Annotated in this window: 17 protein-coding genes and 1 pseudogene; 15 read left to right on the top strand and 3 right to left on the bottom strand. The window is 71.3% G+C overall.

The window, feature by feature from the left end; genetic code table 11:
• The first annotated feature begins 156 nt into the window (after positions 1 to 156).
• Complete coding sequence (locus ACZ6KY_RS09225) at positions 157 to 585, top strand: MarR family winged helix-turn-helix transcriptional regulator (protein WP_469309669.1); 429 nt, start codon at positions 157 to 159, stop codon at positions 583 to 585.
• Positions 582 to 1,349 carry an IclR family transcriptional regulator gene (locus tag ACZ6KY_RS09220; RefSeq protein ID WP_469309668.1) on the top strand — a complete coding sequence of 256 codons (768 nt, stop codon included), beginning with the start codon at positions 582 to 584 and terminating at the stop codon, positions 1,347 to 1,349. Before ACZ6KY_RS09225 ends, ACZ6KY_RS09220 begins: the two co-directional genes overlap by 4 nt.
• A gap of 100 nt (positions 1,350 to 1,449) precedes the next feature.
• Here the strand turns inward: ACZ6KY_RS09220 and ACZ6KY_RS09215 are convergent.
• A pseudogene (locus tag ACZ6KY_RS09215) lies at positions 1,450 to 4,213 on the bottom strand (FAD/NAD(P)-binding protein).
• A 331-nt stretch (positions 4,214 to 4,544) separates the two neighbouring features.
• On the opposite strand from ACZ6KY_RS09215, the gene ACZ6KY_RS09210 reads away from it, so the two are divergent.
• Positions 4,545 to 5,840, top strand: a complete 1,296-nt coding sequence (locus tag ACZ6KY_RS09210) for a L,D-transpeptidase (protein ID WP_469309667.1) — start codon at positions 4,545 to 4,547, stop codon at positions 5,838 to 5,840.
• A gap of 241 nt (positions 5,841 to 6,081) precedes the next feature.
• Positions 6,082 to 7,482, top strand: a complete 1,401-nt coding sequence (locus ACZ6KY_RS09205) for a glycoside hydrolase family 16 protein (RefSeq protein ID WP_469309666.1) — start codon at positions 6,082 to 6,084, stop codon at positions 7,480 to 7,482.
• 91 nt (positions 7,483 to 7,573) lie between these two features.
• On the opposite strand, the gene ACZ6KY_RS09200 is transcribed toward ACZ6KY_RS09205, so the two are convergent.
• Complete coding sequence (locus ACZ6KY_RS09200; protein WP_469309665.1) at positions 7,574 to 8,482, bottom strand: helix-turn-helix domain-containing protein; 909 nt, start codon at positions 8,480 to 8,482, stop codon at positions 7,574 to 7,576.
• 146 nt (positions 8,483 to 8,628) lie between these two features.
• Here ACZ6KY_RS09200 and tkt point away from each other — a divergent pair, with 146 nt between their 5' ends.
• From tkt to ACZ6KY_RS09160, 8 genes are all read left to right on the top strand, one after another.
• Complete coding sequence (gene tkt / locus ACZ6KY_RS09195; RefSeq protein WP_469309664.1) at positions 8,629 to 10,704, top strand: transketolase; 2,076 nt, start codon at positions 8,629 to 8,631, stop codon at positions 10,702 to 10,704.
• A gap of 19 nt (positions 10,705 to 10,723) precedes the next feature.
• Positions 10,724 to 11,893: a transaldolase gene (gene tal, locus ACZ6KY_RS09190; RefSeq protein ID WP_469309663.1), complete on the top strand. Its 1,170-nt coding sequence runs from the start codon at positions 10,724 to 10,726 to the stop codon at positions 11,891 to 11,893.
• The gene (gene zwf, locus ACZ6KY_RS09185) at positions 11,890 to 13,548 is read left to right on the top strand and encodes a glucose-6-phosphate dehydrogenase (protein WP_469309662.1); all 1,659 of its coding nucleotides are present in this window, start codon (positions 11,890 to 11,892) and stop codon (positions 13,546 to 13,548) included. Before tal ends, zwf begins: the two co-directional genes overlap by 4 nt.
• A complete protein-coding gene (opcA, locus tag ACZ6KY_RS09180) occupies positions 13,545 to 14,480 on the top strand; it encodes a glucose-6-phosphate dehydrogenase assembly protein OpcA (protein ID WP_469309661.1) in 936 nt (311 codons plus the stop codon). The genes zwf and opcA overlap by 4 nt, the downstream gene beginning before the upstream one ends.
• Positions 14,473 to 16,119 carry a glucose-6-phosphate isomerase gene (pgi, locus tag ACZ6KY_RS09175; RefSeq protein ID WP_469309660.1) on the top strand — a complete coding sequence of 549 codons (1,647 nt, stop codon included), beginning with the start codon at positions 14,473 to 14,475 and terminating at the stop codon, positions 16,117 to 16,119. The genes opcA and pgi overlap by 8 nt, the downstream gene beginning before the upstream one ends.
• 7 nt (positions 16,120 to 16,126) lie before the next feature.
• Positions 16,127 to 17,005, top strand: a complete 879-nt coding sequence (gnd, locus tag ACZ6KY_RS09170; protein WP_469309659.1) for a phosphogluconate dehydrogenase (NAD(+)-dependent, decarboxylating) — start codon at positions 16,127 to 16,129, stop codon at positions 17,003 to 17,005.
• 8 nt (positions 17,006 to 17,013) lie between these two features.
• Positions 17,014 to 17,625 carry a histidine phosphatase family protein gene (locus tag ACZ6KY_RS09165; protein WP_469309658.1) on the top strand — a complete coding sequence of 204 codons (612 nt, stop codon included), beginning with the start codon at positions 17,014 to 17,016 and terminating at the stop codon, positions 17,623 to 17,625.
• Between the two features lie 206 nt (positions 17,626 to 17,831).
• Positions 17,832 to 18,497, top strand: coding sequence for a TetR/AcrR family transcriptional regulator (locus ACZ6KY_RS09160; RefSeq protein WP_469309657.1), 666 nt, complete (start codon positions 17,832 to 17,834; stop codon positions 18,495 to 18,497).
• A 284-nt stretch (positions 18,498 to 18,781) separates the two neighbouring features.
• On the opposite strand, the gene ACZ6KY_RS09155 is transcribed toward ACZ6KY_RS09160, so the two are convergent.
• Positions 18,782 to 19,231 (bottom strand): PPOX class F420-dependent oxidoreductase, encoded by a 450-nt coding sequence (locus ACZ6KY_RS09155; RefSeq protein ID WP_469309656.1) that lies wholly within the window; start codon positions 19,229 to 19,231, stop codon positions 18,782 to 18,784.
• A gap of 127 nt (positions 19,232 to 19,358) precedes the next feature.
• On the opposite strand from ACZ6KY_RS09155, the gene ACZ6KY_RS09150 reads away from it, so the two are divergent.
• The 3 genes from ACZ6KY_RS09150 (at position 19,359) to ACZ6KY_RS09140 (ending at position 22,684) form a co-directional block, all read left to right on the top strand.
• Entirely contained in the window at positions 19,359 to 19,940 is a 582-nt protein-coding gene (locus ACZ6KY_RS09150) for a TetR/AcrR family transcriptional regulator (protein ID WP_469309655.1), read from the top strand.
• Between the two features lie 92 nt (positions 19,941 to 20,032).
• Positions 20,033 to 21,427 (top strand): MFS transporter, encoded by a 1,395-nt coding sequence (locus ACZ6KY_RS09145; RefSeq protein WP_469309820.1) that lies wholly within the window; start codon positions 20,033 to 20,035, stop codon positions 21,425 to 21,427.
• Positions 21,428 to 21,457: 30 nt separating this feature from the next.
• A complete protein-coding gene (locus ACZ6KY_RS09140; protein ID WP_469309654.1) occupies positions 21,458 to 22,684 on the top strand; it encodes a serine hydrolase domain-containing protein in 1,227 nt (408 codons plus the stop codon).
• The last annotated feature ends 1 nt before the right edge of the window (position 22,685 follow it).

Below are 22,685 nucleotides of genomic sequence, written 5' to 3'. Positions count from 1 at the left end.
ATAGTTGTTGCCATCCGGTCCATACGGCATGCTGAGTCCGTACGTCCGAACCGCCCCCGCCCGGGGCCAGGCCCCAGGGAGCCCGTCATCGCAGGTCAGCAGCGCGCCGCAGAACACCCCCGAGGCCCTGTCCGCATCGACGCCGAGGAGCCGTGGATGCGCGGCCTGCACGCGGACACCGGCTATCTGCTGTACCGGCTGGGCCTGCGCTCGGGCCAGTTGTTCAACGCGTTCCTCCAGGAGTCCGGGCTGCGGCTGCGCCACTACGCGCTGCTGCGGTTCCTCGCCACCTCCAAGGGCGCCTTGCAGCGGGAGCTGAGTTCGCGGCTCGGCTACGACCCGAGCGCGATCGTCGGACTCGTCGACGATCTGGAGAAGCTCGGCTTCGCGGAGCGCAGGCCCTCTCCCGATGACCGCCGCAGCCGGATCGTCGTTCTGACCGCGGGCGGCCGTGCCTTCCTGCGCGACACGGACGAGGCCGGGCTGCGCGTGACGAACGACCTGCTCCAGCCGCTGGATCCCGCCGAGCGGGAGACCCTGCACGCGCTGCTCCAACGGATCGCGGACGCCGAACTGAACTCATGACCCCCCTGTCCGCCCCCGGTCGCCTGCTCGCCGTGCTCGCCGCCTTCGACCACGAGCACACGGCGCTGTCCCTGACGGACATCAGCCGCCGGGCCGGCCTCAGCCTCACCACCGCCCACCGGCTGGTGGCCGCGCTCACCGAGTGGGGCGCGCTGGAACGGGACGCGGACGGCGTGTACCACGTGGGCCTGCGCCTGTGGGAGGTCGCGGCGCTCGCCCCGCGCGGTCTCGCGCTGCGGCAGATCGCCCTGCCGTACCTGGAGGACCTGTACGAAGCGACGCACGAGAACGTGCAGTTGGCGGTCCGTGACGGCGCCGAGGTCGTCTACATCGAGTGGATCGCCGGGCGTTCGTCGGTCGGTGTACGCATTCAGGTGGGCGCCCGCTGGCCGCTGCACGCGACGGGCGTCGGCCTCGCGCTGCTCGCGCACGCGCGGCCCGCGTTCCAGGACGCCTACTGCGCGGGTCCGTTGACCGCCTACACGCCGTACACGATCACCGATCCCGCCCGTCTGCGGCGCGCTCTGGCCGAAGTCCGGCGTACCGGCGTCGCCGTGAGCACCCGTCAGGTGACCGACGACGCCCTGTCGGTGGCCGCGCCGGTGCGCGGTCCGGACGGCTCGGTCGTCGCGGCCGTGTCGCTCGTCGTGCCCGAGGCCCACGCGCAGGTACCGGCGTTGATCCCGGCGATACGGCTGGCGGCCCGCGGAGTCTCCCGGGCCCTCGGCTGGCGCCCGACGGCCGGGACGGAACCGCACGCCTGACCCGGACGCGGGCGCGGACGCACCCGGCGGGAACGCGGGCACGGGCGGTGTCGCCGTCACGCGACGGCAACACCGCTGGGCAGGCCACGCGTGCCTTGCCTCAGTCGGGCAGCGCGGCCAGCAGGCGGCGGTCACGGGGTGCGTGGCCGCGGTCGAGGCGGGTGTCCAGGAGGCGGGGGGGGGGCGCCCCCCACACCCCCCCCCCCCCAAACCCCCCCACAAGCCCCCCCCCCCCCCCCCCCCCCCCCCCCCCCCCCCCCCCCCCCCCCCCCGACCAGGGCGTACAGCAGGGTCTCCTCGACGACCTCGCGCTGGGCCGCGCTGCCGCCGACCCTGCCGAGAACGGGGAGGAGCGCGGCCAGACCCCGGGCGGCTTCGTGGAAGCGTTCCTCGACGAGGGCGGCGAACGCCTCGCAGAGGGGGACGACGACCTCGCGCTGCACGGGGTCGGCCCCGGCGGCGTGGTCGCGCAGCCGGCGCAGCGCCGCGAGGTCACCGGCGGTGGTGAGGGCGACCGCCGCGTGCAGAGCGGTGAAGGCGGTCGCGGGCCGTTCCACGATCTCGCGGGCGACGCTGTCGAGGACGTCCGCCGCCGGTACCCGCCCCCGCCAGCTGTCGCTGAGCCGGGCCCGCCAGAGCAGCGACCCCGAGTCGACCAGGGCGCGTACGCCGGTCACCCGCCCCGGCGCGAGCTGGGCGAACCAGCGTCTGCGGACGGCGGCGGGGTCGTCCAGGGCCAGTTCGTGCAGCGCGATGTGCCAGGAGAAGTGGGCCCGGTGGACGGCGCCCCGTCCCTGCCCCGACACCCAGGCGTCCAGCCAGTCGCGGCCCGACTCGTGGGCCCCGGACTCGTAGTGGACGTGGGCGAGTGCGTGCACGGCGTGTCCGGAGGCGGGCTCGACGGCCAGCGCCCGCCCGGCCAGCTCGGCGGCCTCGTCGTGGCGGCCCTGCTCCTGGCGCAGGAAGGCGAGCAGCGAGGCCGGGAACCAGTGGCCGTCGTAGGCGGGCGAGGCTCGCTCGACCAGGCTCGACGCGTGGGCCGTGCCGAGGTCGTTGACGCCGGAGAAGGCGATGGTGGGCACGGCGGCGGCGAGCGCCAGCGCGTCGGCGGGGTACGCGGCGAGGTGCCCGAGCAGGGCGCCGGTGCCTCCGTCCGGGGAGTCGCCGTGCACGCGGCGGGTCACCACGTCGACGAACGAGCGCTCGCGTTCGTCGGCCCGTTCCCGCGCGCAGCGCTGCGCGTCGGCCAGCGCCCTCGGTACGTCGACGTCGGCGCCGCACTCATGGCCGAGCAGGGCGAGGGCCGCGTGCCCGAGGGCGAAGCCGGGGTCGAGCGCGACGGCGCGCGCGAAGGCGTCCTCGGCGCCGGCCCTGACCTTGAGGACCCGTTCGAGGCCGGTGCGGTGGGCTGCCGCCGCCTCGGCGTGAGTGGACAGATGAAGCCCGTGCGCGTCGAGGGGCCGGCGGCGGGCGGGGCGTCGCAGCGGAGTCAGTGGCGCGAGCAACTGCTCGGCCAGGTCGGCGGCTTGGACGCGGATCTCGGGGACGGCGGTCGTCTCCCACAGTTCGCCGCGGCGCGGGGCACCGAGGGTGAAGACGGGCAGAACGGTCCGGCCCTCGGCGTCGAGGAGTCGCCCGTCACGGGTCGCGACGCCCAGGCCGAGCGGGCCGGGCACGGCGGCCCCCGTGTCGAACAGCGAGCGCCACAAGGGGTCTTCGGGGCGCGGTCCGGGTCCGGTGCAGTCGATCACCCAACCGGCCGTGAGGTGAAGGCCGTTGGAGAGCGTGACCAGCACGGATCCGTCGGGCCGCGCGACGGCGTCGGTGATCCCGCCCGTGTGCACACACAGCCGCCTGGCCGTACGGGCGCGGGCCAGCGACTCGGCCGTCGTCGGTGCCATCCGGTGGCGGTGGGTGTTCCAGAGCGCGCCCTCGTGCCGCAGGAACGCGGCACGTTCCTCGGGTGTGAGGCTGCGCCACAGGCGCGCGGTGTGCGGGCGCAGGCTGTCGAGCGCGGGACGCCAGTCACCATGGGCGCGCACGGCGCGGCCGATGTGGCGGTAGACGGTCCGGCGCAGCGTGGACAGGGTCGGCGCGTCGAGCCCTTCGGGCGCGGCCATCGCCGGGGCGGGGCTCAGGGCGTGCGGCTGTGGCAGCAGACCGGTGCGGGACAGGGCGTGCACGGTGCGTCCGGGACGGTCGAGGCTCAGCGCGAGGTCGACCGCGGTGAGCCCGGTGCCCACCAGCAGGACGTCCGCGCTCGCACCGTCGCCCGCGCCGCCCTCCGCGCGGGCGGCCGGTTCGGCGAGCGGTCCGTCGAGGGCTCCCGGTGCCCAGGGTGACCCGATGAACCGTTCGGAGGTACGGAGTCCGGGCGGCGCCCAGTCGCCGGTCGTGGCCGCCGGTCCGGTGGCGAGGACCACGCTGTCGGCCGACAGGCTTCCCCCGTCGGCGAGTCGGAGCTCCAGCCTGCCGTCCGGAGTGCGCGCGCAACCCTCCCCCCTGGTCCGCAGCCGGTGTACGGCGACGGTGCCGTGCGCGTGGACGATGGCCCGGGCCAGGGTGTCGGCGAGGTAGGCGCCGTAGCGGTAGCGGGTGGCGAAGTCGGTTCCCCTGACGGTTGGTTCGCCGTGCCGGCACAGCCAGCGGGTGAAGTGGCCGGGGTCGTCGGGGTAGCAACTCATTCCGCCGGCGGGCACGTTCAGCCGGTGCCGGGGGTCGGTGGTGGCGTACGCGGTGCCGCGTCCGGCCTCCGGGGCCGGGTCGACCAGGACGAGGTCGAGGGGTGTGCGGCGGCGGGCGGCCGTCTCGCACAGCTGCACGGCGGTGAGCGTGCCGGCGGCGCCCGCTCCGACGATGGCCACGGTGTGCCGCTCACGGGCTGGACTCACGGATACCTCCGGCGTGGTCTGTCGCGGAACCGGCAAGCGGAACTTCTCCTTCGCTCGTGCGGCCGGAGAGGCCCCGAAAGGGCTCCCGGAAGGGGGATCTCACGGAGAACTCAGGGATCCGGTAGGGCGCTTCATACTCTGTTCACAATCCGGGGCGGCCCGGCAACCGTGGATTCAGGCCGTCTCTCCAGACGTCTTCACCGAAATCTCAGGTGGGGGCAGCCGGATTCAAAGAATCAACCCATGGAAGTCGCGCAGGATGCACCCTCGGTGGTGGTGAGCGAAGACCGAGGAAAGGTGTTCCGTGGGCGTCCCTGAGATATCGAACCGGCCCGAGTCCGTACCGGGGGACCCGGGACGGGCGCGGCCACGTCCGGGGCGTCCGGCCTGGTCACGGCGGGGAGTCCTCGCGGCCGTGAGCGCGGCCGTACCGGCTCTCGCGCTGAGCGGGTGCGGCGACGCGGCGGACGCCGCCGATGGGAAGGGTGCGACGGCGACCAGCGGCACCGGGACGGGAACGAAGACGAAGACCCAGGTCAGGACGCCGACCGTCACCGTCTCCCCCGCCGACGGCACGAAGAGGGCCGACTTCACCCGCCCGGTCGAGGTCTCCGTGGCGGACGGCACGCTGTCGACGGTCGAGGTGTCCGGCAATGACGGTTCCGCACTGGCCGGATCCTTCGACGACGACCGTACGCGGTGGACCTCCGCCAGGAATCCGTACTCGGGCACCAAATACACGGTGACGGCGAAAGCGGCGGGCGCCCCGGAACACACCGCGTCCTTCGTCACGAAGTCCCCGGGCGAGACATTCGCGGGCTATTTCACGCCGGAGGCGAATTCGACCTCCGGCGTCGGCATGCCCGTGTCGATCAGCTTCACGAACCCCGTGACGGACCGGGCGGCCGTCGAAAAGGCCATCACGGTGACAGCGGAGCCCGCGGTCGAGGTGGTCGGCCACTGGTTCGGGAACACCCGGCTCGACTTCCGTCCCGAGCGGTACTGGACGGCCGGCACGAAGATCACACTGAGCCTGCGCCTCAAGGACGTCGAGGGCGGAGACGGCGTCTACGGCGTCCAGTCCAAGGACGTCACCTTCCACATCGGCCGCCGCCAGGTGAGCACCGTCGACCTCGCGAAGAAGACCATGACGGTCGAGCGGGACGGGGCGACCCTCGCCCGCTATCCGGTCAGCGGCGGCGCGGCCGACCACACCACCTGGTCCGGGATCATGGTGATCAGCGAGCGGTTCGAGGAGACCCGGATGGAGTCCTCGACGGTCGGACTCGGCGACGAGTACGACATCGCGGACGTACCGCACGCCCAGCGCCTGACCACCTCCGGCACCTTCATCCACGGCAACTACTGGGCCTCGCCCTCGGTCTTCGGCAACGGCAACACCAGCCACGGCTGCGTCGGCCTGCACGACACGAAGGGCGCGGACGACAGCTCCGTGCCGGGCTACAGGTTCTACGAGAGCTCGATGCTCGGTGACGTGGTGATCGTCGAGAACTCGGGCGAGCGGACCGTCGAAGCGTCGAACGGCCTGAACGGCTGGAACCTGTCATGGGCCGACTGGAGGGCCGGGAGCGCCCTTTGACAGCCGCACCCCAGGGACGGTCCTCAACTGGCCGTACCAGCAAGCCACTTCGAAGCGCCCCCTTCTTTCACGGCGTGAACTCCCTTACGGCGAAAGGACTTTCTCGGCTTCACCTCTTGACGACCGGAGTGACAGAGAGCACATTGGCCGCGCAGCTGCTGTGAGAGCGCTCTCAATGGCCATGGGAGCGCTCTCACACCCCCACCCGCGCACCCCACACTCCGTACGCGAAGAGGCACCCATGAGTGAAACTTCCGGCACACCCAGACGCGGCTCCGTCCGGCGCGTGCTCATCGCCGTGTTCGGCACGCTGAGCCTGGCGGCGGCCGCCGCCACCGCGGCCACCCTCCCCGCGAACGCGTCAGCCCCCACACCCCCCACCGGCTGGTCCCAGGTCTTCCTCGACGACTTCAACGGGGCCGCGGGAAGTGGCGTCAACACCGCCAACTGGCAGTACACGACGGGCACCAGCTACCCGGGCGGGCCCGCCAACTTCGGTACCGGCGAGGTCGAGACGATGACCTCCAGCACCAACAACGTCGCCCTGGACGGCAGCGGCAACCTGCTGATCACCCCGCGCCGCGACGCCTCGGGCAACTGGACCTCGGGCCGCATCGAGACCACGCGCACCGACTTCCAGCCGCCCGCCGGGGGCAAGCTGCGCATCGAGTCCCGGCTGCAGATGCCGAACGTGACCGGCGCCGCCGCCAAGGGCTACTGGCCCGCCTTCTGGGCGCTGGGCGCGCCCTACCGCGGCAACTACCAGAACTGGCCGAGCGTCGGTGAACTGGACATCATGGAGAACGTCCAGGGCCTCAACACCGAGTGGGCCACGATGCACTGCGGCACCAGCCCGGGCGGTCCGTGCAACGAGACCACCGGCATCGGCAACAACACCCCTTGTACCGGGACGACTTGTCAGGCCGGTTTCCACACGTACGCGATGGAGTGGGACAAGTCGACGAGCCCCGAGGAGATCCGCTTCTACCTCGACGGTGTCAACTTCCACACGGTGAAGGCCAACCAGGTCGACGCGACCACCTGGGCGAACGCCACCAACCACGGCTACTTCATGATCCTGAACGTCGCCATGGGCGGCGGCTTCCCTGGCGCCTTCGGCGGCGGTCCGGACAGCGGCACGGTCCCCGGCCACCCGCTCGTCGTCGACTACGTGCAGGTTCTCCAGTCGGCCGGCAGCGGCGGTGGCACCACTCCGCCGCCCACCGGCAACCGTGACGCGTACAGCTCCATCCAGGCGGAGTCGTACGACGGGCAGTCGGGCGTCGTCGGTGAGACCACCACGGACAGCGGCGGCGGCCAGGACATCGGCACGATCGCCAACGGCGACTACGCGCTCTACAAGGGGGTCAACTTCGGCTCCACGGCGGCCACCCAGTTCTACGGCCGGGTCGCGAGCGGCGCGGCGAGCGGGGTCAGCGGCCTGGTCGAGGTGCGCCTCGACAGCCGTACGAGCACTCCGGTCGCCAGCTTCGCGCTGGGCAACACCGGTGGCTGGCAGTCCTGGAGGACCGTGCCGGCGAACATGAGCTCCGTCACCGGGACCCACGACGTCTATCTGACCTTCACCAGCGGCCAGCCCGCGGACTTCGTGAACGTCAACTGGTTCGACTTCGGGCACTGAGGGTTCGGACCCCGTCCGCCCGGCACCGGGCGGCGGTGAGCCCCGGCCGCACGGCCGGCTGAGCGGGGCGGACCCACAAGGTCCGCCCCGCTCAGCGCAGTTCGGCCCGGAAGGCCACCGGGGTCGCCCCCGTGTGCTGGTGGAAGAACTTCGAGAAGTTGGCCGCGTCCGGGAAGCCCACCGCGACCCCGATCCGTCCGATCGGCATGTCCGTGTGGGCGAGGAGCCGCTTGGCCTCCAGGACGACCCGCTTGTCGATGAACCCCTTGGGCGTCTCGCCGGTGGCGGCGCGCACCGCGCGGACCAGGGTGCGGCGCGAGTATCCGAGGGTGTCGGCGTAGGCGCTGACGCTGTGGTTGACGGCGAAGTCCTTCTCGAGCGCGTCACGGAACCGGGTGAAGGTGGTGTCCGTGTGATCGCGGGCCGCCTCGGCCGAGCTCGCCGCGAGATGGGCGAGGCGCAGCAGGAACGCGGTGAGCGAGTGCCGCAGCACCGAGGTGTGCAGGCTGAGCGGCAGCGTGGTCGTGTCGACGTACTCGCGCTCCAGCTGGGTGAGCGCGTGCTCCAGGGCGGCCAGCCGGGCGGAGTCGGGGCGCAGCAGCGGGGGCAGGTCGTAGCGGTAGAGGCCGGTCGCCTCGACGGTCGCGCGGGGAAGGAAGCCGGGCTGCATGGTCAGCACGGTGCCGCGGTAGCGGTCGGTGCTGGAGAAGCGGTGCACCTGACCGGGCCGGATCCACAGGATGTCGCCCGCACGGGCCTCGTGCTCGGCGAAGTCGATCATGTGCCGGACGGGTCCCTCGTGGAAGAGCATCACGACGTGGAAGTCGATGCGGTGCACGCGTTCCAGCGGGGCGTCGGCGTGCCAGGTGCGCCCGGTCCCCATCGCGCCGACCTGCATGCCTACCCCGGACAGGCTCAGATCGGCCGGGAAGGGGAAGGTCCTGATCCCGTCCTGGCCGCCTTCGCTCCCGGTACCGCCTTGGGTGGTTCTGTCTGCCATGTCCTTCTCGCGTCGGCTCGCCACGACTCTGCGTGTCCCACTTTCACCGAAGGCTGACACACGGGCACCTTCCCCAGCAAAAGTCTGACTTTTAGGTTTGAACGCGCAGACCTACTTGCAGCCCATTCCGTGAGGACTTCTTGAAGATGAGTACGCAGAGCTCCGACGGAGTCACCTGGACCGAGCTCGACCGCCGCGCCGTCGACACCGCCCGCGTTCTGGCCGCCGACGCCGTGCAGAAGGTCGGCAACGGTCACCCCGGGACCGCGATGAGCCTGGCCCCGGCGGCGTACACGCTCTTTCAGAAGGTGATGCGTCACGACCCGGCCGACCCGGAGTGGACCGGCCGCGACCGCTTCGTCCTCTCCCCCGGCCACACCTCGCTGACCCTCTACACCCAGCTCTTCCTGTCGGGTTATGAACTCGGCCTCGACGATCTGAAGGCGTTCCGCACCCACGGGTCCAAGACGCCCGGACACCCCGAGTACGGGCACACCGCGGGCGTGGAGACGACGACAGGGCCGCTCGGCCAGGGTGCCGCGAACGCGGTGGGCATGGCGATGGCCGCCCGCTACGAGCGCGGCCTGTTCGACCCCGAGGCCCCCGAGGGCGAGTCCCCCTTCGACCACACCATCTGGGCGATCGTCTCGGACGGCGACCTGGAGGAGGGCATCTCCGCCGAGGCATCCTCGCTCGCCGGCCACCAGAAGCTCGGCAACCTCGTCTTCGTCTACGACGACAACCACATCTCCATCGAGGGCGACACGGCGACGGCCTTCTCCGAGGACGTGCTGGGGCGCTACGAGTCGTACGGCTGGCACACGCAGCGCATCGAGCCCGCCGCCGACGGCGACATCGACGTGCACGCCCTGTACGCGGCGCTCGAAGCGGCGCGGGCCGAGACCGGGCGCCCCTCCATCATCGCGATGCGCACGATCATCGCCTGGCCCGCCCCGAACGCGAAGAACACCGAGGCCTCGCACGGCTCGGCGCTGGGCGCCGAGGAGATCGCCGCCACCAAGCGGATCCTGGGCTTCGACCCGGAGCGGACCTTCCAGGTCGACGCCGAGGTGCTGGCACACGCCCGTCAGGCACTCGACCGGGGCGCCGAGGCGCACGCCGCCTGGGACAAGCGGATCGGCGTCTGGCGCACCGAGCGGCCCGAGAACGCGAAGCTCTTCGACCGGATCGTCGCGGGCCAGCTGCCCGAGGGCTGGGAGACCGCGCTGCCGGTGTTCGACGAGGGCACGTCCGTCGCCACCCGCGCCGCCTCCGGCAAGGTCCTCCAGGCGCTCGGCGGTGTGCTCCCCGAACTGTGGGGCGGCTCCGCCGACCTGGCCGGCTCGAACAACACCACGATCGACAAGACGTCCTCCTTCCTCCCGAGGGGCAACCCGCTGCCGGAGGCCGACCCGTACGGCCGCACGATCCACTTCGGCATCCGCGAGCACTCCATGGCCGCGGAGATGAACGGCATCGCGCTGCACGGCAACACCCGTATCTACGGCGGCACCTTCCTGGTCTTCTCCGACTACATGCGCAACGCCGTGCGTCTCTCCGCGCTGATGCAGCTCCCGGTGACGTACGTCTGGACACACGACTCCATCGGTCTCGGCGAGGACGGCCCGACACACCAGCCGGTCGAGCACCTCGCCTCGCTGCGCGCCATCCCCGGCCTGAACATCGTCCGCCCGGCCGACGCCAACGAGACGGCCGTCGCCTGGGCCGAGATCCTCAAGCGGCACGCCACGAACCCGGCCCCGCACGGCCTGGCGCTGACCCGTCAGGGCGTGCCGACCTACCCGGCCAACTCCGACGCCGCGCGCGGCGGTTACGTCCTGCGGGACTCCTCCACCGGGACCCCGGACGTCCTGCTGATCGCGACCGGCTCCGAGGTGCGGCTCGCCGTCGCGGCGCGCGAGCTGCTGGAGGCCGAGGGGGTGGGCACCCGAGTGGTGTCGATGCCGTCGGTCGAGTGGTTCGAGGAGCAGTCCCCGGAGTACCGGGCGAGTGTCCTTCCGCCGTCCGTGAAGGCCCGCGTGGCGGTCGAGGCCGGGATCGGTCTGACCTGGTACCGGTACGTCGGTGACGCGGGACGCATCGTCTCGCTGGAGCACTTCGGCGCCTCGGCCGACGCCGGGACGCTGTTCGCCGAGTTCGGCTTCACCGCCGAGAACGTCGCCGCCGCCGCGCGGGAATCCATAGCCGCCCTGCGCGGTTGATCCGTTCGCACGAAGGAAGATGATCACTGTGACCGAAGCGACCGCGCCCGCGGTAACCCTGAAGCGCCTCTCCGACGAAGGCGTCTCCATCTGGCTCGACGACCTCTCCCGCAAGCGGATCGAGTCCGGCAACCTGGCCGAACTCGTCGCCACCCGCCATGTGGTGGGCGTGACCACCAACCCGTCCATCTTCCAGGCCGCCATCGGCTCCGGCGAGGGATACGAGCGGCAGCTCGCCGACCTCGCCGTGCGCGGAGTGACCGTCGAGGAGGCCGTCCGCATGATGACGACCGCCGACGTGCGGGCCGCCGCCGACATCCTGCGCCCTGTGTTCGAGGCGACCGGCGGCCGTGACGGCCGGGTCTCCATCGAGGTCGACCCCCGACTGGCCCACCGCACCGCCGCGACGATCGCCGAGGCCAAGCAGCTCTCCTGGCTGGTCGACCGCCCGAACGTGATGATCAAGATCCCGGCGACGAAGGCCGGACTCCCGGCGATCACCGAGGTCATCGGCCTCGGCATCAGCGTCAACGTCACGCTGATCTTCTCCCTGGAGCGCTACCGCGAGGTCATGGACGCCTACCTCGCGGGCCTGGAGCGGGCGCGGGCCGCGGGCATCGACCTCGCCGGCATCCACTCCGTCGCCTCCTTCTTCGTCTCCCGGGTCGACAGCGAGATCGACAAGCGGCTCGCGAAGGCCGGCACGGACGAGGCCCTCGCGCTCAAGGGCCGGGCGGCGCTCGCCAACGCCCGTCTCGCCTACCAGGCGTACGAGCATGTGTTCGGCTCCGCCGACGGCTCGGCGGAGGGCGGCGCCCGCTGGACCGCCCTCGCCTCCTCCGGCGCCCAGAAGCAGCGCCCCCTGTGGGCCTCCACGGGTGTCAAGGACCCCTCGTACAAGGACACCCTGTACGTCGACGAGCTGGTCGCGCCGGGCACGGTCAACACCATGCCGGAGGGGACGCTGAACGCCACCGCCGACCACGGCGACATCCACGGCGACGCGGTGACCGGCGGCTACGCCGAGGCCCGTGCCGACCTGGCCGCGGTCGAGGCGCTCGGGATCTCCTACGACGAGGTCGTCGGGCAGCTGGAGGACGAAGGCGTCTCCAAGTTCGAGGCGGCCTGGGAAGATCTTCTCGACGCGGTGGCGACCTCGCTGCGCGGCAAGGGAGTCGAGGGGGAATGACCAAGGGTGAGGCACTTTCCGACGGCAGCCCGCAGGGTGCGGCCACCGCGCCGCAGGGATCTGGTGACGCGTCCGTGGAACCGGGCGGCCTGACGCCCGAGGCCCTCGCCGAGGCGCTCGGCGTCCCGGCGGCCGACTGGGACAACCCGCTGCGCGACCCCCGCGACCGCCGGCTCCCCCTGATCGCGGGCCCCTCCGGTCTGGTCATCTTCGGTGTCACCGGCGACCTGTCCCGCAAGAAGCTGATGCCGGCCGTGTACGACCTCGCCAACCGGGGTCTGCTGCCGCCGGGCTTCTCGCTCCTCGGGTTCGCCCGCCGTGAGTGGGAGGACCAGGACTTCGCGCAGGTGGTGCACGACTCGGTGCGCGAGCACGCGCGGACCGAGTTCCGCGAGGAGGTCTGGCAGCAGCTCGCCGAGGGCATGCGGTTCATCCCGGGCGACTTCGACGACGACGCGGCGTTCAAGCAACTGCGGGCTTCCGTCGAGGAGCTGGACGCTTCCCGGGGCACCAGCGGCAACTACGCCTTCTATCTCTCCGTACCGCCGAAGTTCTTCCCGAAGGTCGTCCAGCAGCTCAAGAAGCACGGTCTCGCCGACGCTCCCGAGGGTTCCTGGCGGCGCGCGGTCATCGAGAAGCCCTTCGGCCGCGACCTGGCGAGCGCGCGCGAGCTGAACCGGATCGTGCACGACGTGTTCGACCCGGACCAGGTGTTCCGGATCGACCACTACCTCGGCAAGGAGACCGTCCAGAACATCCTGGCGCTCCGCTTCGCCAACCAGATGTACGAGCCCGTCTGGAACCGGTCGTACGTCGACCACGTCCAGATCACGATGGCCGAGGACATCGGCATCGGCGGCCGGGCCGGCTACTACGACGGCATCGGCTCCGCCCGGGACGTGATCCAGAACCACCTCCTCCAGCTCATGGCGCTGACCGCCATGGAGGAACCGGCCGCCTTCGACGCCGAGTCGCTGCTCGCCGAGAAGCTCAAGGTCCTCAGGGCGGTGAAGCTGCCGGAGAACCTGGGCGAGCACACCGTGCGCGGCCAGTACGCGGCGAGCTGGCAGGGCGGCGAGAAGGTGCGCGGCTACCTGGAGGAGGACGGCATCGACCCCCGGTCGACGACCGACACCTACGCGGCCGTCAAACTCCAGGTGGACAACCGCCGTTGGGCGGGCGTCCCGTTCTATCTCAGGACCGGCAAGCGCCTCGGCCGGCGGGTCACGGAGATCGCGGTGGTCTTCCAGCGCGCCCCGCACTCCCCGTTCGACTCCACCGCCACGGAGGAACTCGGCGCGAACGCGATCGTCATCCGCGTCCAGCCCGACGAGGGCATGACGGTGCGCTTCGGATCGAAGGTGCCGGGTACCTCGATGGAGATCCGGGACGTCACCATGGACTTCGCGTACGGCGAGTCGTTCACCGAGTCCAGCCCGGAGGCGTACGAGCGGCTGATCCTGGATGTCCTGCTCGGCGACGCCAATCTCTTCCCCCGTCACCAGGAGGTGGAAGAGTCCTGGAAGATCCTCGACCCGATCGAGGGGTACTGGGACACGCACGGCAAGCCCGCGCAGTACCCCTCGGGCGGTTGGGGCCCGAAGGAAGCCGACGAGATGCTCGCACGAGATGGACGGAGCTGGCGCAGGCCATGAAGATCGACCTGACCGACACCACGGCAAGCAAGATCAACAAGGCACTCGTACGGGGGCGCCGGGCCATCGGCACCCCCGCCGTGGGCATGGTCCTGACGATGGTCATCGTCACCGACGAGGAGAACGCGTACGACGCGATCAAGGCGGCCGAGGAGGCCTCCCGCGAACACCCCTCGCGCACCCTGGTGGTCATCAGGCGCGTCGCCCGCACCCCGCGCGACCGCACCAACTCCCGTCTGGACGCCGAGGTGCGCGTCGGTTCCGACGCGGGCACCGGCGAGACGGTCGTCCTGCGGACGTACGGCGACGTGTCCGACCACGCCGACTCGGTGGTCCTGCCGCTGCTGCTGCCGGACGCCCCGGTCGTCGTCTGGTGGCCGGTGGACGCGCCCGACAACCCGGTCAAGGACCCGCTGGGCGCCCTCGCGCAGCGCCGGATCACCGACATGTACGCCGTCGAGGCCCCGCTCCAGGCGCTGGACGCCCGCGCCGCCTCCTACGCGCCGGGCGACACCGACCTGGCGTGGACCCGGCTCACGCCGTGGCGCTCGATGCTGGCGGCGGCCCTCGACCAGGCCCGTACGAAGGTGATCTCGGCGACCGTCGAGAGCGAGGCGCAGAACCCGAGCGCCGAACTGCTGGCCCGCTGGCTGGAGGCCCGCCTCCGGGTCAAGGCCGAGCGCGTCGTCACCGCCGGCCCCGTGGTGACCGCCGTCCGGCTCGGCACCGGGAACGGCGAGATCGTGATCGACCGCCCCGAAGGCCCGCTGGCGACCCTGACCCTGCCCGGTCAGCCCTCGCGCACCCTCGCGCTGAAGGTGCGCTCCACCTCCGAGCTGATCGCCGAGGAACTGCGCCGCCTCGACGCGGACGAGATGTACGCCATCGCCCTGCGCGGCGAGGCCCACAAGGAGACCCCCCGTCATGTCTGACTACCCCAAGCCCACCCGGCGTCCGGAGTGGGTGGCCCTGGAGGACCACCGCGCGACCGCGCTGCTCCACCCGCGGCTGCGTGACCTGTTCGCCGCCGACCCCGCCCGCGCCGAGCGCTATGCCGTACAGGTCGGCGACCTGCGGATCGACTACTCCAAGCACCTGGTCACCGACGAGACGCTGGCGCTGCTCCAGGAACTGGCCACCGCCACCGACGTGTTCGGGCTGCGGGACGCGATGTTCCGGGGCGAGAAGATCAACGTGACCGAGGACCGCGCGGTGCTGCACACCGCGCTGCGCGCGCCGCGGGACGCGGTCGTCGAGGTCGACGGGGAGAACGTCGTGCCGGCCGTGCACGCCGTGCTCGACAAGATGGCCGACTTCGCCGAGCGGGTCCGCTCGGGCGAGTGGACCGGACACACCGGCAAGCGCATCAAGAACATCGTCAACATCGGCATCGGCGGCTCCGACCTCGGCCCGGCGATGGCGTACGAGGTGCTGCGCCCGTTCACCGACCGCTCGCTGACCGTGCGGTTCGTGTCGAACGTGGACGGCGCTGATCTGCACGAGGCCGTGCGGGACCTGGACCCGGCGGAGACGCTGTTCGTCATCGCCTCGAAGACGTTCACCACCATCGAGACGATCAGCAACGCCACCTCGGCGCGCGCCTGGCTGCTGGCCGGACTCGGTGAGGAGAAGGCGGTGGCGCGGCACTTCGTGGCGCTGTCGACGAACTCCGAGAAGGTCTCCGGCTTCGGGATCGACACGGCCAACATGTTCGAGTTCTGGGACTGGGTCGGCGGCCGTTACTCCTACGACTCGGCGATCGGTCTCTCGCTGATGATCGCGATCGGCCCGGACCGCTTCCGCGAGATGCTCGACGGTTTCCATCTCGTCGACGAGCACTTCCGCACGGCTCCCGCGGAGTCCAACGTCCCGTTGCTGCTTGGCCTGTTGGGCGTCTGGTACGGCAACTTCCACGACGCGCAGTCGCACGCCGTGCTGCCGTACTCGCACTACCTGTCGAAGTTCACGGCCTATCTCCAGCAGCTCGACATGGAGTCCAACGGCAAGTCCGTGGACCGTGACGGGCGTCCGGTCGAGTGGCAGACCGGTCCGGTGGTGTGGGGCACGCCCGGCACCAACGGGCAGCACGCGTACTACCAGTTGATCCACCAGGGCACGAAGCTGATCCCCGCCGACTTCATCGGTTTCGTCAACCCGGTCGCTGAGCTCAGCGACGAACTGGCGGCGCAGCACGACCTGTTGATGGCGAACTTCTTCGCGCAGACGCAGGCGCTGGCCTTCGGCAAGACCCCGGACGAGGTACGCGCCGAGGGGGTGCCCGAGGAGCTGGTGCCGCACAAGACGTTCGAGGGCAACCACCCCACGACCACCATCCTCGCGGCTGAACTCACCCCTTCGGTCCTCGGCCAGCTCATCGCCCTCTACGAGCACAAGGTGTTCGTCCAGGGCGCGATCTGGAACATCGACTCCTTCGACCAGTGGGGCGTCGAACTCGGCAAGGTGCTCGCCAAGCGCGTCGAACCCGCCCTCACCGAGGGCGCCGACGTACCCGGTCTCGACCCCTCCACGGCCGCCCTGGTGGCCGCTTACCGCTCCCTCCGAAAGAAGTGAACTGACAATGCAGCTCGGACTCATCGGTCTCGGCAAGATGGGTGGCAACATGCGCGAGCGCATACGCCGCGCGGGACACACCGTCATCGGCTACGACCGCAATCCGGACCTCGCCGACGTGCACAGCCTCCCCGAACTCGTGAGCAAGCTCGAAGGCCCGCGCGTGGTCTGGGTGATGGTGCCGGCCGGCGCCCCCACCCAGTCCGTCATCGACGAACTCGGTGACCTGCTGGAGGCCGGCGACACGGTCGTGGACGGCGGCAACTCCCGCTGGACGGACGACGAGAAGCACGCCGAGGAGCTGGCGGCCAAGGGCATCGGCTTCGTCGACGCGGGCGTCTCGGGCGGTGTCTGGGGCCTGGAGAACGGCTACGCGCTGATGGTCGGCGGCGACGCCGAGACCGTCGAGAAGGTGCGGCCGGTCTTCGACGCGCTCAAGCCGGAGGGCGACTTCGGCTTCGTGCACGCCGGCAAGGTGGGCGCGGGCCACTTCTCCAAGATGGTCCACAACGGCATCGAGTACGCCATGATGCAGGCCTACGCCGAGGGCTGGGAGCTCCTGGAGAAGGTCGACTCCGTCACCGACGTACGTGAGGTGTTCCGCTCCTGGCAGGAGGGCACCGTCATCCGCTCCTGGCTGCTCGACCTCGCCGTGAACGCCCTGGACGGCGACGAGCACCTGGACAAGCTGCGCGGCCACGCGGAGGACTCCGGCGAGGGCCGCTGGACCGTCGAGGCGGCCATCGACAACGCCGTTCCGCTGCCCGCCATCACGGCGTCCCTCTTCGCGCGCTTCGCGTCCCGCCAGGACGACTCGCCGCAGATGAAGATGATCGCGGCCCTGCGCAACCAGTTCGGCGGCCACGCCGTCGAGTCGGCGAAGTAGGCCGGACCATGGGCGATCTCATCCTGGTCCGCCACGGAGAGACCGAGTGGACCCTGACGGGACAGCACACCAGCTGGACCGATCTTCCGCTCACCGGGCACGGTGAGGAGCAGGCCAAGTCCCTTGCGCCGTTCTTCGCCGGGCACTCCTTCGCCCAGGTCCTCACCAGTCCGCTGGGCCGCGCGGTCCGGACCGCCGAACTCGCGGGTCTGTCCGGCGCGCGGATCGACCCCGATCTGCACGAGTGGGACTACGGCGGCTACGAGGGGACCACCACCATCGCCATCCACCGGGCCCGGCCCGACTGGGTGCTGTGGGACGACGGGGTGCCGCCCGGACCGGACGGCCATCCCGGCGAGTCGCCCCGCGAAGTGGGAGTGCGCGCCGACCGGGTGCTCTCCCGCGTGGACGCCGCGCTCTGCGACCACCCCGGTGATGTGGTGCTGGTGGCGCACGCGCACTTCCTGCGTGTCCTCACGGCCCGCCGGCTGGGGCTGCCGCCCGAGTCGGGGCGGCTGTTCCAGCTCTCGACCGGGACCGTCAGCCGGCTCTCCACCGAGCACGGCGATCCGGTGATCGCCACGTGGAACGAACCGGGAACTTCCGTCACAGTCCGCTAGTTTCTGCGGCGCTGTTCGAAGACGCTGTTCGAAGGCACTGTCAGAAGGTGCTGTCAGAGAGCCGAAGAGTTTTCCGGTCCGCCCGCTCGGGCGGACCGGGACTCCTGACCACGCGACGCCCCGCTCGTCCCGCCGCGCGAAAGTCCATGTCGGCACGCCCTGCTTCTAGAATCGCGGACACCGACCGTCTCGCCCGAAGGAACCCGATGACCAGCGTCGAAGAGCCGGCACGACCCAGCGGGCGGGTCCGCGACGCCGCCCGCACCAAGGCCGAGATTCTCGACGTGGCGACCCAGGAGTTCTCCCGCGCCGGCTTCGCGGGCGCCCGGGTCGACGAGATCGCCGCCCGCACCAGCACCACGAAGCGGATGATCTATTACTACTTCGGCGGCAAGGAGCAGCTCTTCACGGCCGTCCTGGAACGCGCCTACTCGGTGATCCGGCAGGCCGAACAGGAACTGGACGTCGAGCATCTGGACCCGGTCGCGGCCATCCGCCGGCTCGCCGAGCTGACCTTCGACCACCACGAGGCACACCCCGACTTCATCCGCCTGGTGACCATCGAGAACATCCACGAGGGCGAACACCTCGCCGCCTCCGAGGAGTTGGGCACGATCGGCTCGCCCGCGCTCGACGTGATCGGCCGGATCCTGGCGACCGGCCGTAAGTCGGGCCTGTTCACCGCCGATGTCGACGCCGTGGACCTGCACGCGATGATCAGCGCCTTCTGCTTCTTCCGGGTCTCCAACCGCCATACGTTCGGCGCCCTGTTCGGCCGCGATCTGATCGCACCCGACCAGCGGGAGCACTATCGCGCGATGCTCGGCGACATGGTCATCGCCTATCTGACCGCGGACCGCGCGGCGGACTGAGCGCGGGAAGATCCTTCGGCGCGACCCCTTCGCACCCGGGAAACACGGGCGCGCCATCCCCGGCCACCGGCTACGACGGGAACATCCGCACCCTGTAGGACATTTGGTACGACGTCACACCGGGCCCGACGATCACCATCCCCGAAACGCTCGCGTCTGCGGCACCCTTGGGAGTGAGACTCCGCGCACCCCGGCCGGATTCAGGGGCGGCCGGTGTGCGCGGAGCCCTCGCCGGACGCCTGAGCCCGGCACGCGGACCGCGGATCGGCGCGGGGAACCAGGGATCAGCGCCCGGGAATCCCGTACGCCCGCTCCACGTGCAGCCGCAGGACGAGCCGGCCGTCGCGGACCATGGCGGCACGGTATTCGTCCCAGTCGGGGTGTTCGCCGAGGACGTCCCGGTAGACCCGGATGAGTTCCTCGACGGTCTCGTCGTGCGGATCCCCGGCGACGGGGGTCAGGTCGGCCGTGCCCTCGACGACCGTGTACGCCCACCGGTCCGCGCTGGTCACGTGGTACGAGGCCCGCGGGTCCCGGCGCAGGTTGCGGGTCTTGGCGCGGTCGTCGGTGAGCGAGACGCGGATGACCCCCTCGTCGGGGTAGTAGACGTGGCTGACGTTCGACAGCTGCGGCCGGCCGTCCTTCTTGAGGGTGACGAGCACCCCGCCCTTGTACTCGGAGAGCAGCTTGAGCAGTGCGTCCTGCGTGGCGTCCTGGGTCGCTTCCTCAGTCATACGAGTGTCAACGCTCCGGATCCGGCACGTCATTCCGCGCCCGCGGGCTCCCTTGCTCGATTCGTCACCCGGCCCGTCGACGGACACGTCGGTAGACAGTGTCCACTCCGCCTGGTAGACACTGTCTATGAGTGAGCTGGAGGCCCCTGGCCTGAGGACGCGCCTGATCGACGTCGGAGTCGGTCTCGTGACGACGGAGGGCGCGCAGGCGCTGACGCTGCGGGAGATCGCCCGGCGGGCGGGGGTCTCGCACGGCGCCCCGCGCCGCTACTTCCCGACCCACCTCGAACTACTGTCCGAGATCGCGCGCCGCGGCTTCACCGACCTCCAGGACCGGGCGGCACAGGCCGCCGGTGTCAGCGGGACCGGCCCCCGTGCCCGGCTCACCGCCCTGGCGAAGGTCTACCTGGACTTCGCGCTGTCCCAGCGCGGCATGTACGAGCTGATGTTCCGTCACGACCTGTTGGAGAGCGACCGGTTGGGGCTCCGCGAGACCAGCCTGCCCCTGTTCGGGGTGCTGGTGGACCTCGTCGGCCGGGTGCGCCCGGAGGCCGACGCCCAGGTCCTCGCGGGTGCCCTGTGGGCGAACCTGCACGGCATCGCCCAACTCTGGGGCTGGGGAAGCCTGAAGCTCACCACGGGTGCCGACGACTACGTACCGCTGCTGCACGCGGCGCTCGACGCGCACCTCGGACCGGAGGAGCGGTGAACACATCCGGCTCGGGCGGCACGGCCCACCGTCCCGGCACGGCGACCACAACGGCCACGCAGCATCCCGCTCCCTCGGTCGCGCACCGCCGGATCACCCTCGCGAGCAGTGTCGTCGGGGCCGTGATCGTCGCCCTCGACGGCACGGTCCTCACCGTCGCGCAGCCCACGCTGCAACGCGACCTCAACGCCTCGTTCGCGCGGGTCCAGTGGACCAGCACCGGGTATCTCATCGCGGTGGCGGGCCTGTTGGTGTTCTCGGGACGCCTCGGGGACCGCTACGGGCATCAACGGGTCTTCGCCCTCGGCATCCTGGGCTTCGGGGCGGCGTCGGCGGGGATCGGCCTCGCGCCCGGGATCGGCTGGGTGATCGCGCTGCGGGTCGCCCAGGGCGTCTTCGGCGCGCTCCTGCAACCGGCCACGCTCGGCATGCTGCGCGCCGCGTACCCGCCCGACCGGCTCGGAATGCCCATCGCGCTGCGGACGAGCGCCATCGGTCTCGCCGCGGCCGCCGGTCCACTGGTCGGCGGCGCGCTGGTCGGCCACTTCGGATGGCGGTCCGTCTTCCTCCTCAACGTGCTGCCCGCGCTGGCGATGGGCACGGTAGCGCTCGGCGTCCGGGCGCCGGCCGGCCCGGAGACCGGGACCGTCCGCCCTGCGGCGGCCGACGGCCTCGATGTGCCGGGCGCCTGTCTGCTCATGGTGGCCCTGGTCGCCCTGGTGCACACGCTGGTCGCCGTACCCGACACCGGCTGGACCACGGCGACCGCGGCCGGCCTGGCCGTGGTGGCCGCCTCGGGCGCCGCGTTCGTACGCCGGGAACGCCGTGCCGCGAGCCCTCTGGTGCCGTCCGAGGTCCTGGGCTCGGCGACGATCGGCGCGGCGCTCGGCATTCTGGTGGCCGCGTCGGCCGCCATGCTCGGCACGCTGTTCGTCGCCAGCTGCTTCCTCCAGCGGACCCTGGGTCTCGACCCGCTGGAGACCGGCCTGCGGGCCCTGCCGGGCGGCGTGATGATGGTGCTCGGCGCGCCTGTCGCCGCCGTCCTGCTGCGTAGGCTGGGCCCGCGGCGGACCACCGTGGCCGGAACGCTCGTCCTCACGCTCGGCGTCCTGCTCCTGGCCCGGCTCGACGAGACATCGACGGCCGTGCCCGTCGCAGCCGGCTTCCTGCTGCTGGGCGCCGGTTTCGCCACGGTGATGGTGACCGCGACGGCGGTCGTCGTGCGGCACGCGTCCGTGGCGTCGGCCGGTGTGGCGGGCGGCTTGCAGCAGACGGCGATGAACGTCGGGCCCACGCTGGGGATCGCGGTGGCGGCCACGCTGATGGCCGTGACACCCGGTGCCGCCGTCGGTCCCCCGCTGACCGTGCTCGCGGCGTTCTCCGCGGCGGGAATACCGCTCGCCCTGGGGCTTCCGGGGCACAAGAACACCGTGAGCACCGTCCAGGGGAGCCCGGACGACGCCTCACCAGTCCGTTTGGGACGATGAAGGACACGAGCCGCAGCCCGGAGGAGAGCCATGGGACATCTGCGACAGGAAGTCGAGCCGGAATCGGTGGGCCTCGACGCCGGGGCGCTGGACCGACTCGACGGGCACTTCGCCCGTCTGGTCGACGACGGCCGGCTGCCCGGCTGTCTGGTCGCCGTCTCCCGGCACGGACAGGTCGCCCACCTCACCACGTACGGCCGACGCGACCGTGCGGCCGGACTCCCGGTGGAGAGCGACACGTTGTGGCGGATCTACTCCATGACCAAACCGGTCACCTCGGTCGCCGCGCTGATGCTCCTCGAAGAGGGCCGCCTCGGACTCGACGACCGGGTGGCCGACTTCCTTCCGGCCTTCGCCGAACCACGGGTGTACGTCGGCGGGAAGGGATCCGGCACGAGAACGAGACCGGCCGAACAGCCCCTTCTGATCCGCCACTTGCTGACCCACACCGCGGGCCTGACCTTCGGCTTCTACCACGCGCATCCCGTCGACGAGCTCTACCGGGACGCCGGTCTGGAGTCCTCGGTGGCACCGGGCGCCGACCTGGCCGAGACCTGCGAGGTGTACGCCCGGCTGCCGCTCCAGTTCGAGCCGGGCACGCAGTGGAACTACTCGGTCGCCACCAATGTCCTCGGCCGTGTCATCGAGGTGGTGTCCGGACAGGCCCTCGACGACTTCCTCCACCAGCGCGTCCTCGGCCCGCTCGGGATGACGGACGCCGGTTTCCAGGTCACCGACGAACAGGCGGTCCGACTGGCCGAGTTGTACGGAGAGGACGGCGAGGGAGAGCTCACGCCGATCGCCGGGCTCCCCCTGCGCGGCCGGCCCCGCTTCCTGTCCGGCAGCGGGGGAATGGTCGCCACGGCCCACGACTACCACCGCTTCATGGAGATGCTCAGGCGCCGCGGCGAACTCGACGGAACGCGTCTGCTCCGCCCCGAGACCGTGGACCTGATGGCGTCCAACCACCTGCCAGGCAACGCCGACCGCCGCTCCTTCGGCAGCCCCGTCCACCAGGATCCCGGCAACGCGGGCCTCGGTTTCGGCCTGGGCGTCTCCGTCGTGGTCGACTCCGCGCTCACCCGGGCTCCTTCCAGCGAGGGCGCGTTCGGCTGGAGCGGAGTGGCCACCACGACCTTCTGGGTCGATCCCCGGCGCGACCTGACCGTGCAGTTCCTGAGCCAGCTCCGGCCGACGGCTTCCCACTCGGTCTTCCCCGAGCTCAAGCGGCTGGTGCACGAGGCGGTGCGGGCCTGAC

The sequence above is a fragment of the Streptomyces sp. NPDC042002 genome (genome assembly GCF_055588305.1).
This window is presented reverse-complemented; position numbering and strand designations above follow the sequence as displayed.